15 protein-coding genes are annotated in these 14,870 nt (G+C 44.5%); 10 read left to right on the forward strand and 5 right to left on the reverse strand.

Annotated elements, in window-relative coordinates; genetic code table 11:
• Nucleotides 1-396: 396 nt before the first annotated feature.
• A complete protein-coding gene (locus tag SATMO3_RS16680) occupies nt 397-1,650 on the forward strand; it encodes an Nramp family divalent metal transporter (protein WP_371370866.1) in 1,254 nt (417 codons plus the stop codon).
• A gap of 527 nt (nt 1,651-2,177) precedes the next feature.
• Nucleotides 2,178-2,465 carry a LysM peptidoglycan-binding domain-containing protein gene (locus tag SATMO3_RS16685; RefSeq protein WP_371370868.1) on the forward strand — a complete coding sequence of 96 codons (288 nt, stop codon included), beginning with the start codon at nt 2,178-2,180 and terminating at the stop codon, nt 2,463-2,465.
• A gap of 118 nt (nt 2,466-2,583) precedes the next feature.
• On the opposite strand, the gene SATMO3_RS16690 is transcribed toward SATMO3_RS16685, so the two are convergent.
• Nucleotides 2,584-3,396, reverse strand: coding sequence for an alpha/beta fold hydrolase (locus SATMO3_RS16690; protein ID WP_371370869.1), 813 nt, complete (start codon nt 3,394-3,396; stop codon nt 2,584-2,586).
• Nucleotides 3,397-3,597: 201 nt separating this feature from the next.
• Nucleotides 3,598-3,807 carry a hypothetical protein gene (locus SATMO3_RS16695; RefSeq protein ID WP_371370870.1) on the reverse strand — a complete coding sequence of 70 codons (210 nt, stop codon included), beginning with the start codon at nt 3,805-3,807 and terminating at the stop codon, nt 3,598-3,600.
• Between the two features lie 205 nt (nt 3,808-4,012).
• Between SATMO3_RS16695 and SATMO3_RS16700 the strand changes: the two genes are divergently transcribed.
• Complete coding sequence (locus tag SATMO3_RS16700) at nt 4,013-4,534, forward strand: hypothetical protein (protein WP_371370871.1); 522 nt, start codon at nt 4,013-4,015, stop codon at nt 4,532-4,534.
• An 85-nt stretch (nt 4,535-4,619) separates the two neighbouring features.
• Nucleotides 4,620-4,772, forward strand: coding sequence for a hypothetical protein (locus tag SATMO3_RS16705; protein ID WP_371370872.1), 153 nt, complete (start codon nt 4,620-4,622; stop codon nt 4,770-4,772).
• Between the two features lie 79 nt (nt 4,773-4,851).
• Here SATMO3_RS16705 and SATMO3_RS16710 read toward each other — a convergent pair whose 3' ends face one another.
• The gene (locus SATMO3_RS16710) at nt 4,852-5,388 is read right to left on the reverse strand and encodes a hypothetical protein (RefSeq protein ID WP_371370873.1); all 537 of its coding nucleotides are present in this window, start codon (nt 5,386-5,388) and stop codon (nt 4,852-4,854) included.
• A 236-nt stretch (nt 5,389-5,624) separates the two neighbouring features.
• On the opposite strand from SATMO3_RS16710, the gene SATMO3_RS16715 reads away from it, so the two are divergent.
• Both SATMO3_RS16715 and SATMO3_RS16720 read left to right on the forward strand, forming a co-directional pair.
• Nucleotides 5,625-6,608 (forward strand): P1 family peptidase, encoded by a 984-nt coding sequence (locus tag SATMO3_RS16715; RefSeq protein WP_371370874.1) that lies wholly within the window; start codon nt 5,625-5,627, stop codon nt 6,606-6,608.
• Nucleotides 6,609-6,945: 337 nt separating this feature from the next.
• Nucleotides 6,946-7,086: a hypothetical protein gene (locus SATMO3_RS16720; protein ID WP_371370875.1), complete on the forward strand. Its 141-nt coding sequence runs from the start codon at nt 6,946-6,948 to the stop codon at nt 7,084-7,086.
• A 179-nt stretch (nt 7,087-7,265) separates the two neighbouring features.
• Here SATMO3_RS16720 and htpG read toward each other — a convergent pair whose 3' ends face one another.
• Nucleotides 7,266-9,224: a molecular chaperone HtpG gene (gene htpG, locus SATMO3_RS16725; protein ID WP_371370876.1), complete on the reverse strand. Its 1,959-nt coding sequence runs from the start codon at nt 9,222-9,224 to the stop codon at nt 7,266-7,268.
• 500 nt (nt 9,225-9,724) lie between these two features.
• Between htpG and SATMO3_RS16730 the strand changes: the two genes are divergently transcribed.
• Nucleotides 9,725-10,420 (forward strand): TerC family protein, encoded by a 696-nt coding sequence (locus SATMO3_RS16730; RefSeq protein ID WP_371370877.1) that lies wholly within the window; start codon nt 9,725-9,727, stop codon nt 10,418-10,420.
• A 217-nt stretch (nt 10,421-10,637) separates the two neighbouring features.
• Here SATMO3_RS16730 and SATMO3_RS16735 read toward each other — a convergent pair whose 3' ends face one another.
• On the reverse strand, nt 10,638-11,915 hold the full coding sequence (locus SATMO3_RS16735) for a DNA recombination protein RmuC (RefSeq protein WP_371370879.1): 1,278 nt from the start codon (nt 11,913-11,915) through the stop codon (nt 10,638-10,640).
• A 188-nt stretch (nt 11,916-12,103) separates the two neighbouring features.
• Here SATMO3_RS16735 and SATMO3_RS16740 point away from each other — a divergent pair, with 188 nt between their 5' ends.
• The 3 genes from SATMO3_RS16740 to SATMO3_RS16750 all read left to right on the forward strand — a co-directional run bounded on the left by SATMO3_RS16740 (nt 12,104) and on the right by SATMO3_RS16750 (nt 14,859).
• Nucleotides 12,104-13,360, forward strand: coding sequence for an aminotransferase class III-fold pyridoxal phosphate-dependent enzyme (locus SATMO3_RS16740; protein WP_371370880.1), 1,257 nt, complete (start codon nt 12,104-12,106; stop codon nt 13,358-13,360).
• A gap of 36 nt (nt 13,361-13,396) precedes the next feature.
• A complete protein-coding gene (locus tag SATMO3_RS16745) occupies nt 13,397-13,837 on the forward strand; it encodes a type II toxin-antitoxin system RatA family toxin (RefSeq protein WP_371370881.1) in 441 nt (146 codons plus the stop codon).
• A gap of 152 nt (nt 13,838-13,989) precedes the next feature.
• Complete coding sequence (locus SATMO3_RS16750; RefSeq protein ID WP_371370882.1) at nt 13,990-14,859, forward strand: zinc metalloprotease HtpX; 870 nt, start codon at nt 13,990-13,992, stop codon at nt 14,857-14,859.
• Nucleotides 14,860-14,870 lie beyond the last annotated feature (11 nt).

The raw sequence follows: 14,870 nt of genomic DNA on the forward strand, positions 1-14,870 counted from the left end.
CAGGTAGAATCGATAATAGACCTTGACTAAATATACCATTTTACTTCTTGCAGGATTCTATAAAAATTTGCATAATATCCCCTTTAAGGGGTGGTATCATGGATTTTATCCGGTATTGGGTTTACATGTGGGATTTAGGGCGACCGTTACCTATGTGTGGAATACTTTTGTTTTGGATTATGGTCATAGGAGTGATAATGGATTGGTTTCTGTAACGAGTTAAGCCTCTGGCTGTGTACGCCAGGGGCTTAACTTGTTACCAAAAACAACTTTCATAAGAGAAATTAAATATTAACTAAGCATTAATCTTGAAGGAAGACAATGCCATTATGAAGAATTAATACTTGGAATAAAACTAAGGGCATATAATTAACTTATATATAAGGAGGTATTATCTTGAACTGGTTAATACCACGAAAAATTCACCGGCCTGATATAAGAGCCAGAGAATTATTAAAATATTTAGGACCAGGAATCTTTGTTACCGTTGGGTTCATCGACCCGGGAAACTGGGCTGCTAATATCGCGGCTGGTTCGGATTATGGCTACACACTACTCTGGATGGTTACGTTATCAACCATAATGTTGATTATCCTGCAACATAACGTAGCTCATCTAGGTATTGCGACCGGATATTGCTTATCCGAGGCGGCAACTATGTTTTTACCATGCTGGGCAGCCCGTTTTGTTTTGGGGTCCGCCATGGGGGCAGCTGTTGCAACCGCAGTTGCTGAGATTCTGGGAATGGCGCTTGCTTTGCAAATGCTGTTCTCCATTCCTTTACCTATCGGCTCAGTAGCAGCCGCTTTAACAGCAGGTTGTTTGCTCTGGACTAATTCCTACAGCCGTATGGAAAAGTGGATCATTGGGTTGGTTTCTATAATTGGATTTTCTTTTTTAATTGAACTGTCATTGGCAAATGTAGAGTGGTCAAAAGCTGTTACGGCCTGGATAACTCCCAGCATCCCGCCAGGATCACTGCCGATAGTAATGAGCGTTCTTGGGGCAGTGGTCATGCCGCATAACCTTTTTCTCCACTCCGAGATTATTCAAAGTAGACAGTGGAATTTAGAAAATGATGAGGTTATAAACAGGCAGCTCAACTATGAGTTTTTAGATACGTTGTTCTCTATGTCAATCGGTTGGGCAATTAATAGTGCAATGGTGATCCTGGCTGCCGCCACATTCTTTAAATATGGCGTACACGTGGATACTTTAGAGCAGGCACAAACTATCTTAAGTCCTTTGTTAGGGCATGCAGCCGCTTATATATTTGCTTTAGCTTTACTTTTTTCCGGATTTTCGTCAACAAGTACGGCCGGAATGGCTGCGGGTTCAATATTTGCCGGACTTTACCGGGAGCCCTATAATATCAAAGACGTTCATACCCGCTGGGGCGTGTTTATCACTTATGCCTGTGCAGTTCTGGTTATCTTCTTTATTACGAATCCATTATCCGGCTTAGTAATATCACAGGTTATTCTAAGTATTCAGCTGCCATTTACAATATTTTTGCAGATATATTTAACGTCCTCCACCAAGGTAATGGGTAAACACGCAAACACGCGCTTCCTTAAGACTGTTTTGCTGATTATTGCTGCTATTGTAACTGGCTTAAACGTATGCTTGCTATATGATGTCCTAAGCTAATCCTGAAGAAAAAGCGGTACCGGTACTATTGAACGTAAGCCATAGACAGCCCGTAAAACTCAGTTTTACGGGCTGCTACATTATCATCAAAAACTATTATCCTAATAAAGCGGTGTTCAATAGCATCGCTGCTAACAAGAGTAATGAAAAGATAGCAGCACCGGCAGGTAGAAGAAAATCAGTAGCAAATAGGATTTCTTTCTCTGCTGTGGTTTTAAAATTACATTTTCTACATAACACATTGAATTGGCCTTATATACTTATTACTACCTAACATTTGCATGAAATTGCGGCTTTGATAACAGGAATCGCAATTACTCACATCTAGAATCCAGTATCATCTTGTTTTGGGCAAATATAGGCCGGCAGAGGGAGAGGGCTACTATCTGGCGGCCTATTTTGCCAAAGCTGTAACCTTAAATAATAAAACAAACTTACTCCATGTGGTATGAAAAAGATTGGTCTGTCATAGAATGTACAAGCAATCCATTCTGGGCAAGAAACCCATCCACTGGAGGTAGATCAGGTTGACGAAAAAAATACTAATTGCAGCAATACTATGTGTGGCTATGGCCAGTTATAGCCACAACTCTCATTCCCAAGGCCGGCTCGTATCAGAGACTTATATTGTTAAGACAGGTGATACATTATGGAAAATATCCGAACAATTCATTCAAAAAAACACATATGGCCCAAGGGATATCCGGGAATTTTATCATGGGATACTTGAAAATAACCAGGAACTATTTTCTGGCCGCCAACCAGGCGATATTTACCCCGGGGACAAGCTGGCAGTTAACTACTGGACAAGATAAGGATAAAGTTAGTAATAAACTATTTCATCATCAGAAGGGCCCGCAGATACAGTTATATTGCTTATTTGCGACCTAAAAAGAGCTGTGCTTAAGCATAGCTCTTTTTCCAGGATTTAATTTAATCTTCCAAAAACCGCATTAACTCTTTGTTGAATTTCTCCCGTTCATCATAGAAAGCGCCATGACCGCTAAACTTAAATGGAATCAACTCTGAGTTCTTAATAGCCTGATGCTGCACTTCGCCCAGTTGAAAATGAACTACTTGATCGTGAATACCATGAAGGATCAGTGTAGGCACATGTATTTCGCCCAGGTCAGAGAACAACACTTCCTCCAGCCAGGTTTGAGCAATGGCTATTGTCGACCAGCCGGCGGCTTCCAGTCCCAATTGGAAGAACCACTCAGAAAAGGGCTGAGTAATTTTCTGAAAAAAAAACGTCTCACCGAAACCTCTTAACATAGCCGGCCGATCGGTAGCGGTCTGCTCAATAAGTTTAACAACCTCTTCTTGGGTCAGCCCAAAAGGAAAATTGGGACGTCGAATAAGACTGGGCGCCGCTGCTGCAAACAGCGCCAGCTTGGCAACGCCATGACCGTTATGCCGGGCCATGTAGCGAATGGCAATAGCACCGCCTGTAGAATGCCCGGCTAAAGTTATCTCCTGCAAGTTCATAGCGTCAATGATACACCGGATATCATCGGCTAACCTGTCATAGGAATAGCCGCTCAAAGGCCTGTCAGAATTGCCAAAACCGCGGGTATCAACACCAATACAGCGATATCCTTCGCATGCCAGCTGATTAAACTGATATTCAAACATTTTGTGATTGGCAGGCCAGCCATGAATAAAGAGGATTGTCTCATAACCCTCCGGATTTAAATCTTCTACATATAATTTTACATTTTTCTCGACTTTGATGTAATAGCCCATGCAGTGCCCTCCATATCGTAACATATCTCCAAATCATTTTATTCACTGCGGTATAAAATAGTTACTTCCGGCTAAGAGAAACAACAGGCCTTCTATCCAATGATTGTTGGATAGAAGGCCTGCCGATTTTACAGAATAGACGATTGAATTTTTAGTTTTCCCTTACGGCTGTGTCTGGTCTCTTTTAACTGAAAGCCGGGATTACTTTTGGCTTTGGTTTTCGCCGGTAGGAGTCGCCATACCGTTTGCCAATGATGCTACATAGGATGAGGTTGCGGTGGAAGTAGTTGTCTGCTGACCGGAACTGGTAGTTTGCGCCGAAGCCTGCATTCTTTGCGCCATATCCGCTTCGCTCGGTGCCACCTTATCTGTCATGGAACCACTGACAGCATTTGTGTTATTATTGCTCAAAGCGTTCACCTCCGGCAATAGTGTTCCCCAAGTTACTGTTAAACTTTCTTGTTAGGGCACAATCCATACTCATAATAGTATTGTGATTATATGCCCAAGATGTTATACTATACTCATATATTCGATGTGATTATATTGATTTTGCTGGATATTATAATCATATCGTGAATGTGATTATGTGTTTTAATTGGGAGAGATGCAACAAGTGTACATTGAACATCGCAAGAACGGAACGTTTTACTTAAAAGACAGTATCTATAATTCTAAAACCAAACAACCCCAAAATACCTCCATATATCTTGGTTCTAATGCGCTGCAGGCTAAAGAAAAACTCAAAACACTAACGGAAGACCCGGCTTTATTGGCTCAGATTCCGGATACTGCGTTGTTTGAGATTGAACTGATTAAAGCCCTTAAGAGCCTAGAAAAGTTAAAAAAAGTAAAATCTCCCGCTTTAGCCCGGTTATTGAATGAATATGTTAATGACCTTTTAGCAGCGCAGCAATTCATTGAGTCGGCTAAGAAGGGCGTTATAATGCCTGCTGCCAATTGTTCCGGCTGCCTGTTTAAACAGGTAAATCACTGTAAGTATTTTGGCCATGACTTTACATATGGCGCAAAAAAATATAGAGATATCCAGCCGGCGCAATGCCTGGCCGCTGAACCCGGGCAAAACCCGTCACATACCGGTTCTATTAAATTGCCAAGGGACTTTAGAACACTATAATAGATTAATTTTTTCACAAAAACATACTATCGGGGTATGCTCGAATAAATATAATTAAATTACATCGGCAAAGGAGGCTGGAGACATGACTGACATCCTATACAAATGTAGTCACTGTGGTTTTATGCACAAGGCAGCGGACGGAAAGAAGCCGGACGCCTGCGAAAAATGCGGTTGTACGGATACACTCGTTTCAGTAGTTCAAGAACCCGGTCAGTTTGGTTGTGTGGGTAAATGAATTCAGCTATTCTTGTGAATTTGCTTAGCAGGTAAAAAAAAACTACCGGTATAGCCAGAGGCTGTCCCGGTAGATTTTTTTAGAATTTATAACTAGCGCCAAATCCAAGTCCGTCAATGGTTGAAAAACCATCTTGCTTATAAGATTTATAGCCTAAGTGTAAGGCCGTTTGATTGCTTAGATTGTAAGCTACCCCAGCCTGCCAGTCGGTTTCCATACTGTTTGTCGTCACCGAAGCGTAGCCGTCAAGTTTGGGAGCCAGGCTGGTATTTGCGCCAATTCCGTAAAACATTTTGTTAGGACCATCACTATAATCCCTGTTGCCGACTATAAGATGAACATTTCTGTCAAGCTTATAATGTGCATAGACATCAGTAGATTTTGTGTCATAACCCGGAATCGAATAGGAGTTTCTTTCTAAACCGAGAATAAATTTATCAGAAACGGCATTTTCCAGGTAAAAGCTATCGTTGTCAATATTGCCCCCGTCGTCCAGATTATAATGATTGTACCCGATTGCGGTTTGGCCTTTGTCTAAATCGGTAATTGGAGCAGCCAAACCGACACTGGCAACTAGCATGGCTCCTGTAAGGGCAGTCATAATTTTCTTTTTCATAATATATCCTCCTCGGCAAACTTGCTGTTATCACGATAGCCTGGTATGGATGAACAAAACCGGTTATCGAGTTATCCAAAGAATACCATGAAAGTATGACAAAAATGTGACAATGTTAGAACAAATCAGATAAGATATTTATACATAATACTATGGACAGAGCGTCTTTATGGTAGAGGAGAATTCTCTACGTTTGGTGAAATTCTTGAATGAAGCGAAGAGGAGGGAAGTGTCCATTGGAGAGAGTCAATTTTGCCGCAATTCCATCCATCAAGATAGGCCACATGCAGAATTTAAGCGCCGGGACGGGCTGTACGGTTATCATCTGCGACAACCCCACGGGAGCTGTGGGTGGAGTAGATGTACGCGGCGGTGCGCCGGGAACGCGGGAAACAGATGTGCTCCGGTCAGAAAACACAGTGGAGCGCATTAATGCAGTCTTGCTCGCCGGCGGCAGTGCTTTTGGTCTTGATGCCGCCGGCGGGGTAATGCAGTTTCTGGAAGAAAAGGGCATCGGCTATGATGTCGGCGTTACTAAAGTTCCTATTGTTCCCCAGGCTATCCTGTTTGATCTAACCTTCGGGGATCATAGGGTAAGACCGGATAAAATGATGGCTTACCAGGCCTGCCAAAATGCCTATAGTCAGACGCCCTGGACGGATGGTAATACCGGTGCCGGCGCCGGCGCTACGGTAGGCAAGATTAAAGGCATGGCATATGCGATGAAAGGCGGCCTGGGCTCCTGTTGCTACCGGCTGAAAGATTTATATGTCGGGGCAATAGTGGCGGTAAATGCATTCGGTGATGTAGTTTCTCCCGCCAATGGCGCCATTGTGGCCGGCGCATTACAGGCGGATAAAAAAACGTTTCTTAATACCGAAAGCTTCACAGTGACAATGGACAAGCCGGCAACTCCCAAGGTTACGCTGGAGAACACTACAATTGGCGTGATTGTTACCAATGCCCGGTTAACCAAACCCCAAGCCAATAAACTTGCAGCGTTGACGCAGAATGCCTATGCGCGCGTTATTCGCCCGGTACACACCATTCACGACGGCGACACGGTTTTTACCCTGGCCACCGCTGAGGTAACCGCCGATATGACCCTGTTAGGGATACTGGCTATAAGAGCCATGGAGCAAGCAATTGTCAGCAGTGTGCAGCAAGCTGCAACGCTCCACGGAGTACCGGGTGCGGCTGACAGGCGGAAGGCATACTAATTAATTGACGATAGCAGGGAAATTATTGCTTAACGATGAATATTTTAGTGTAAATAGCTGTAGGGAGGGGATGATATTCATGGCTAACTGTAATGAAGAAAATTGCACCTGTCCGAAAACTCAATGTGAGCGGCATGGCAAGTGCTGTGAATGTATTAATTTCCATCGGGAACGTGAGAATAAGGTGTTTTGTATGAGAGATCCGGCAGAAAGCAAATAACCGGCCGATTACACTGAACCGCCAGCATTTATGCTGGCGGTCTTTTGCATTTCCATTCCATTAATACCCAACTATATTACGCAGATTAACGGAGACAATATTTTTGGGGGTGATACTATGAGAAAGCAAAACCGCAATAACGAACAGTGCTGTAACCAGAAGGATAAAAAGAACCTTGAGTTCGCATGCGAGTTAACCAATGTAGAGGAACGCCGCAATGAAAAAGATTGTGGCGGCGGCTGCGGCGGTAAACGGTAGCCTTCTCGAATAGGTCAATCTCCATCTTCTCCAAACGGCGGTTGTTTACCGCCGTTTTTTATATGAAAAAATTGACTGACACAGCAAAACCTATTGGGCCGTCGTGTACACCAATATTTACTACCTGACCAGCGAAAAGACAAAAGCGCCTGATTTTAGATATCAGGCGCTTTTGCAAACTATCTGGCGCTGCGGGCCATTAAGCCGGCTACCTTACTGGCAAAACCAACAGGGTCTTCCGGAGCCAGTCCTTCTAAAAGCAGAGCTTGTCCATAGAGTAACTCGCAGTAGTCTTTAAAAGGTTCTGAATCAGGAGAAGTCTCGTATATATTTTTTAAAGCAGCAAATAACTCATGCTCAGGATTTAATTCAAGAATACGGCTGGCTTTAAAGGTTGTCTTCTGCATTTCGGAAAGAATTTGTTCCATGGAAAGGCTGATGCCGCTATCGCCGCTGACCAGGCATACGGCGCTGGACTTAAGACGGTTACTGATTTTCACATCAACCACTTTACCTTTTAACTGTTCTTTGACTGCTTTAATAAGCGCATCATTTTCCTTGGCTAATTCAGCAGTTTCTTTTTTGCTGTCATCTGCGCCGATATCCTCTAAATCCAGATCTCCCCGGCTAACCGACTGGAATTTTTTATCTTTATACTCATGCATTGCATCAATGGCAAATTCGTCCACCCGGTCGAAAAGGTAGAGAACCTCAATGCCTTTATCCTTAAGGATTTCCATTTGGGGCAGACGTTCAACCGCAACGCGGTCTTTGCCGGTAGCATAATAAATTACTTTTTGATTCTCCGGCATACGGCCTACATGATCCTTAATCGTCGTGAGTTCTTCCGAATGAGAGGAGGGGAAGAGTAATAAATCTTTGAGTTTGTCACGGCTATTGTAATCGGCATAAACCCCTGTCTTAATGGCCCGGCCATATTCTTGCCAGAACGTCTCATATTTGGGCCGGTCTTTATTCAGCATGGTTTCTAATGTTTTCAGGATGCTTTTTTCCAGGTTCTTGCCAACCAGTTTTAACTGCTGGCTATGTTGGAGAAGTTCACGGGATATATTGAGAGAAAAGTCAGGGGAATCGACAAGACCTTTAACAAAGCGGAGATACTCCGGCAGCAAATCCTGACAATTATCCATAATGAATACATTCCTTGAATACAGCCTGATTCCGGTTGTAGCTTCCCGCTGATAAAAATCAAACGGGGCATGGGTAGGAATAAACAGCAAGGTAGTATATTCCACAGCGCCTTCCACTTTGGAGTGAATAATATCTAACGGGTCTTCCCAGGCATGGAACATATTTTTATATAGCTGGTGGTATTCCTCTTGTGTGATGTCGCTTTTGGCGCGTGTCCATAGCGGTGTCATAGAGTTAAGAGTACGAACCTCGACGGTTTGCTTGGGCGCAGCGTCTTCAATCACTTTGCCTTCGGCATCTACCGGTTTTTCCTCTTTGTTAAAGTTCATTTTAATGGGATACCGGATATAGTCGGAGTATTTTTTAACAAGACTTTGCAGCGTATAATTACTCAGGAAATTTTCTTCCGGGTGCTCTGAGGAATAGAATTCCTGTTTAAGCGCAAGTACAATAGTGGTGCCCCGGAATTCCTTCTTACACTCTTCAATAGTATAAGTGCCATCACCGGTGGATTCCCATTTAACGCCTTTGGCTTGTCCGGGTGCGCGCGTGATCAATGTTACTTTTTCAGCTACCATGAAGGCTGAATAAAAACCGACGCCAAATTGGCCAATAAGCTCATTTTCAGCAACAGAACCGGCATTTTTAGCTTTTTCCAGGAAGACCTTGGTGCCCGATTTGGCGATAGTACCAATGTTTTCAACGACTTCATCCACAGTCATACCCATACCGTTATCGGCGATAGTCAGGGTATTTGTATTTTCGTCCGGAGTCAGAAATATTTCGAAATCTTCGTTTCCTTCCAGCAGCGCATGATTGGTAAGCGACTCAAAACGAATTTTATCGATGGCGTCTGAGGCGTTAGAAATAAGTTCCCGCAAAAAAATCTCCCGGTTGGTATAAATAGAGTGGACCATCAATTCCAGAAGCTGTTTTGTTTCCGCCTGAAATTCTCTTGTTTCTTTAACGATTGTTTCTTGTACCATTATAAACCTCCGCAATGTATAATAGGTAGTTCTCGTTAGCACTCAATATCAACGAGTGCTAATTCTATCTAAAATAATAGCCAAATTAGAAAACAAAATCAACAGTCCCAGACTATAAAAATGGTTCAAAACGCCATAAAATCAACAATATTTCTAAATCTCTCCATCTTCTGGCTCATAACGCCTTAATTTTTAAAATTAAATATATTATTGACAAACCTTATCATGGTTGTCTATAATGCAAATAAATAAATATCCACTCTCATCGTAAGGGGAGTAACTCGTTGGATGATGTCAACATACGGTGCCAAGAGGCATCTGGCGTTATCGTTGGTAAAACTACCAATAGTGAGACCTTCGGTATGTATTATTGCGTACCTTAGGTCTTTTTTGTTTTTTATGAGGAAAGGAGGCAAGCAAGGCATTTCGCTAATGTTACGGTTATACCATAGATCATTGTGTAATAATAAATAAACAGAAAGAATTTAAGGAGGCTGACAATGGATTTTTTTGGCACTATCGGGCCGGAATGGTTTATGGCCCTGGGAAGTATTTTGTTAGTAAATCTGGTATTAAGCGGTGATAATGCTGTTATCATAGCCCTGGCCAGTAAGAATTTGCCTGAACACCAACGTAAAAAAGCTATTTTGTGGGGCAGCGTAGGCGCCGTGGTTCTAAGAATTATTCTGACCTTTGTGGCTGCCTCTCTCTTAGATATACCTTATCTGCAGTTTCTAGGCGGTCTGGCCTTGTTGTATATTGCTGTTAGCCTGTTAAAAGATAATGATGAAGAAAGTGATTATGGCGAGGCTACATCGTATCGGGAAGCTATTAAAGTCATCCTGTTCGCCGACTTGATAATGAGTCTGGATAACGTTCTGGCTCTGGCCGCTATCTCGCAGACTGTACCTTCCGGTAAGTATGGTTTGATTACCGTGGGTTTAGCAACAAGTATTCCCCTGGTTGTGTTCGGCGCCCAGTTATTGATGAAACTAATGGACCGTTTCCCGGTTATTATTTATCTCGGCGCCGGCGTTTTAGGCTATGCGGCCGCCGAAATGATAGCCAGCGACAAAGCCATCGGCCCGCTGATCAGCGACTATACGCTGCTGCTGGAAATTGGGTTGACTTTAGGCGTCATTATCACCGGCTATTTTTTTAAATCGCGTTCTACAGAAAAAACCAGCCTGCACTAAAATCCGCAATCTCTCCCTGGCGATACTTTCGGCATGTTCGTTACATGCCATTGAAATTATAAATAATTTGTGCTATTACAGGAAGACAAGGGAAGCCGCCTGAGAAATAAGCTTTTCCAGACAGTCGTCGACATCATCCTTGATCAGGATTGACTACTTTTGCTGTATTTGCGGCTTGACGCTGGTACAGCAGGTAAAACCGGCTGAAGCCATGGCTTTAGCCGGTTTCTATTTCGTCACCATCATATTGCCCTAACACGTTAACGGCCTCAACGGCCGGCAGTTGTTCAACAGATCTGAGCTTGCGCTCGATAGCGCGTGTACGTACCGCGGCTGTATCAATTTGCCTGCTGGCCTGATCCAGCTTTTCCTTGGTTTTTTCCAATACATCGCCAAATTTGCCGAACTCCGTTTTTACCGCGCCAAGCAAATTCCACACTTCGCTGGATCGCTTTTCAATAGCCAGGGTACGAAATCCCATCTGCAGGCTATTAAGCAAAGCAGCCAGAGTAGTAGGACCGGTGACAGTAATCCGGTATTCACGCTGCAGACTGTCACACAGCCCGGGCCGGCGCAGCACCTCAGCATACAGACCTTCTACAGGCAGAAAAAGAATGGCAAAATCGGTCGTTTGGGGCGGATCGAGATATTTTTCTTTTATGGTTTTGGCTTCCTGGCGGATCCGCGTTTCCAACGCAGCTGACGCTGCAGCAGCTTGTTCGGCATTGGCCACTTCCTGGGCATCCAGCAAACGTTGATAGTCTTCCTGGGGAAATTTGGCGTCAATGGGCAGCCAAACCGTCGCTTCATGCTTATCCCGTCCGGGCAGTTTTACAGCAAATTCCACCCTGTCCTGACTGCCTTGCTTAGTAATAACATTAACGGCATACTGCTCAGGTGTCAGCACCTGCTCCAGCAGAGAGGCCAGTTGCATCTCACCCCATATACCGCGAGTTTTGACGTTTGACAGCACCTTTTTGAGATCGCCGACTCCGGCGGCTAAGGTTTGCATTTCGCCCAATCCTTTATGAACCTGCTCTAAACGCTCACTAACCAGTTGAAAAGATTCTCCCAGCCGCTTTTCCAGCGTGGCATGCAGTTTTTCATCAACGGTAGCCCGCATTTCTTCCAGTTTGCTGCTATTGTCCTGCTGGATGGCGTTTAGCCTGATTTCCACGGTTTCCCTCAGTCTGTCAAGCTTATGTTCATTAAGCTGCGTAAGCCGGGTAAACTTCTGATCATTAGTATTGGTAAAGTTATGCAGTTGCATGGCCAGTTCCTCACGCAAGGCCTTCGTGTTAAAGGTCTGTTCCTGGCGACTTTTGGCCAATTCATCCCGCAAAGCAGACTCTTGACGCTCCTGGTTATAAGCCAGCTGCTTCAGCGGAGTCAGGTCAAACTGCCCGTTTTTATTTACCTTTACCATTAAAATCAGCAGCATGAGCACATTAACGATAAGTAGTAAAACAGTAAGTACAGGTATTATTTCATTCATTTCTTCACTCCTTAAGTTCTGTTGTGGCTTGATATTCCAGACTAGTGGAATAAATTCCTTTCTGACAGCAAAAAATGCAGTACTTATTGGGTATAATGAAATAAAGGCAGGAGTTTTTTTATGGATAATAGAAAATAATCCCATAAGGGGTTTCATATAATGAATTAACCTTGCATAGGAGGATCCAAATGTCAAACAAACAACAAGTGATTGATGAAACTATTGAAAAGTATGAAAAATATATCAATCCGGCCATAGCAAAATTGTTTAGATTCATGGGCCTGTCAACCATCGAGTGGAAGGCCGAGGGTAATGTGATCTATGATGTTGATGGCAAAGAGTACATTGACTGCCTGGGAGGTTATGGCGTTTTCAGCCTGGGGCACCGGCACCCTAAAGTTGTCGCCGCTGTCAAACAGCAATTGGATCTTATGCCGCTGTCCAGTAAAGTCCTATTTGACAAACCAATGGCAGATTTGGCCGAACTGATGGCTGAAATTACGCCGGGTGATCTTACATACAGTTTTTTTGTCAACAGTGGCGCCGAAGCTGTCGAAGGCAGTCTGAAGTTGGCCAAAATCCATACTGGGCGAAGCAATGTCATCGCCACCACTAACTCCTTTCACGGAAAAACCTTAGGAGCTTTGAGCGCTACCGGCCGGGATATGTTTCGCGAACCGTTCCAGCCGCTCCTAGCCGGGTTTAGCCATGTACCGTTCGGGGATATCGATGCCCTGCGCCATAACGTAAATAGTGAGACGGCAGCGGTTATGATTGAACCCATTCAAGGGGAGGGAGGCATCATTGTGCCGCCGGACTCCTACCTGCCCGCTGTCCGGGAGATTTGCGACCAGACAGGAGCTCTCCTGATTTGCGATGAGGTCCAGTCCGGCCTGGGGCGCACTGGCAAAATGTTTGCTGTCGAACACTACGGGGTAGTCCCTGATATTATAACCACCGCCAAAGCGTTAGGCGGCGGGGTCATGCCCATCGGCGCATTTACCGCCCGGAGCACTATCTGGGACAAGTACATAACCAGTCCTTTTTTGCATACTTCAACATTCGGCGGTAATCCCCTGGCATGTGCTGCGGCCATTGCCGCCATCACTGCAATCCGCGAAGAGGAACTTATCACCCGGGCTGAACAAAGCGGCCGGTATTTTCTTGACAAGCTGAGTGATTTGGCCCGCAAATACCCTGAAGTTATCAAGGAAGCACGCGGCAAAGGTTTAATGATTGGCATTGAACTAACCAAAGAAGGGATTGGCGGCCTTATTCTGTCAGAAATGATTGATAAAGGTGTCCTTATTGCGTATACCCTGAATAATCCCAAAGTCATCCGGATTGAACCGCCCCTCACCATTGAACTCGGGCAGATTAATTATGTTACGGGCTGCCTGGAAGAAGCATTGGCCAAAGCCCAGGATATTCTGGAAGATCTATAAAAACTATTTTTCATTTTAATGAGAGGAAGATGTGATATGCCATATGTAGAAGTTACTTTGCCGGTTAAGGCTGACAGAAGTGAAATATATCCTATTTTGAAAGTCATGGAAAAATATCCTGACTTCATGGCCGATCTAGTTAGTGTCGAAGTCATTGAGCGTAATGACAACACTACGCTGACCAAATGGGTGTCCAATGTCGACGGCCGCATTATTAAATGGACGGAGCTTGATACCTTTGACGATACCAATATGCATATCCGGTATAAGCAAACCGAAGGCGACCTCAAGAAATTTGAAGGGGAATGGATATTGACCCCGCTGGCGGACGGAACAGAGATCAAATTAACGGTAGACTTTGAATTTGGCATTCCGATGATAGCGGGACTCTTAAATCCGATTCTTAAGAAGAAGGTACGGGACAACAGTATGAATATGCTGACCGCCATCAAGCAACGCATGGAAAAACCGGTCTAAATGGCGGTTGTTAATTATAAGTAAATCACTTATAATTAATATAGATTCTACAAGAGGGAATGGAGGAGCGATGTCATCTTTAGCTAGCGAAGTTGCTCAGACGTTAAGGTAACTATACGATAGAGGCAAATATGCTATGGAGGTGTCTTTAATTGAATACCCTGAAAACGACGATCTTACTTGCCGCTTTAACCGGTTTATTAATGGCCGTAGGTGCTTTTTTCGGCGGCACCAAAGGCATGACGTTTATGTTTGTTATCTCGATTTTGATGAATTTTGGCAGCTATTGGTTCAGTGATAAAATTGTCCTGAGCATGTACGGCGCAAAAGAGGTTACCCCGCAGGATGCGCCGGACCTAATCCGGATGGTCAGCGGACTGGCTCAAAAAGCAAAAATGCCAATGCCCAAAGTGTACATTATCAATACGGAGGTACCTAATGCCTTCGCTACCGGCCGTGATCCCGAGCACGGTGTTGTGGCGGTAACTACCGGCATTATGCGTGCCCTTAATTACGAAGAACTGGAAGGCGTTGTCGCCCACGAGCTTGCTCATATCAAAAACCGCGATACCTTGATCAGTACCATTGTCGCCAGCGTTGCCGGTGTTATCACCATGATTGCAAATATCGCCCAGTGGTCGGCCTTCCTAGGCTTCGGCCGCAGTGATGACGAAGAGGGTGGCGGCATCGGCGGGATTATCGAATTTGTCTTCCTGGTAGTGCTGGCACCATTGGCCGCCACACTTATTCAGTTTGGGGTTTCGCGTTCCCGTGAATATCTGGCCGACCAAACTGGCGGCACCGTATCCGGTAACCCGCTGGCCCTTGCCAGCGCACTCAAAAAAATTGAATACTATGCAAAACACCAGGTAATGCCGGAAGCCACCCCGGCCACCTCACACCTGTTCATAGTCAATCCATTTAGTGGCGCAGGCAGCATGATTGTCAGCCTGTTCAGCACCCATCCGGCTACAGCTGACCGGGTAGCCAAACTGGAAGAGCAAGCCAAACGTATACGTTAATTCTATTTGAC

Source organism: Sporomusa aerivorans, assembly GCF_041428895.1.
In the GTDB taxonomy this organism is placed as follows: domain Bacteria; phylum Bacillota; class Negativicutes; order Sporomusales; family Sporomusaceae; genus Sporomusa; species Sporomusa aerivorans.

Bases quoted from the DNA above. Each gene is read 5' to 3' on its own strand.
- SATMO3_RS16690 (WP_371370869.1), bottom strand. From the start codon at position 3,396: ATGGGCTATTACATCAAAGTCGAGAAAAATGTAAAATTATATGTAGAA.
- SATMO3_RS16705 (WP_371370872.1), top strand. From the start codon at position 4,620: ATGACTGACATCCTATACAAATGTAGTCACTGTGGTTTTATGCACAAG.
- SATMO3_RS16710 (WP_371370873.1), bottom strand. From the start codon at position 5,388: ATGAAAAAGAAAATTATGACTGCCCTTACAGGAGCCATGCTAGTTGCC.
- SATMO3_RS16720 (WP_371370875.1), top strand. From the start codon at position 6,946: ATGAGAAAGCAAAACCGCAATAACGAACAGTGCTGTAACCAGAAGGAT.
- htpG (WP_371370876.1), bottom strand. From the start codon at position 9,224: ATGGTACAAGAAACAATCGTTAAAGAAACAAGAGAATTTCAGGCGGAA.
- SATMO3_RS16730 (WP_371370877.1), top strand. From the start codon at position 9,725: ATGGATTTTTTTGGCACTATCGGGCCGGAATGGTTTATGGCCCTGGGA.
- SATMO3_RS16735 (WP_371370879.1), bottom strand. From the start codon at position 11,915: ATGAATGAAATAATACCTGTACTTACTGTTTTACTACTTATCGTTAAT.
- SATMO3_RS16740 (WP_371370880.1), top strand. From the start codon at position 12,104: ATGTCAAACAAACAACAAGTGATTGATGAAACTATTGAAAAGTATGAA.
- SATMO3_RS16745 (WP_371370881.1), top strand. From the start codon at position 13,397: ATGCCATATGTAGAAGTTACTTTGCCGGTTAAGGCTGACAGAAGTGAA.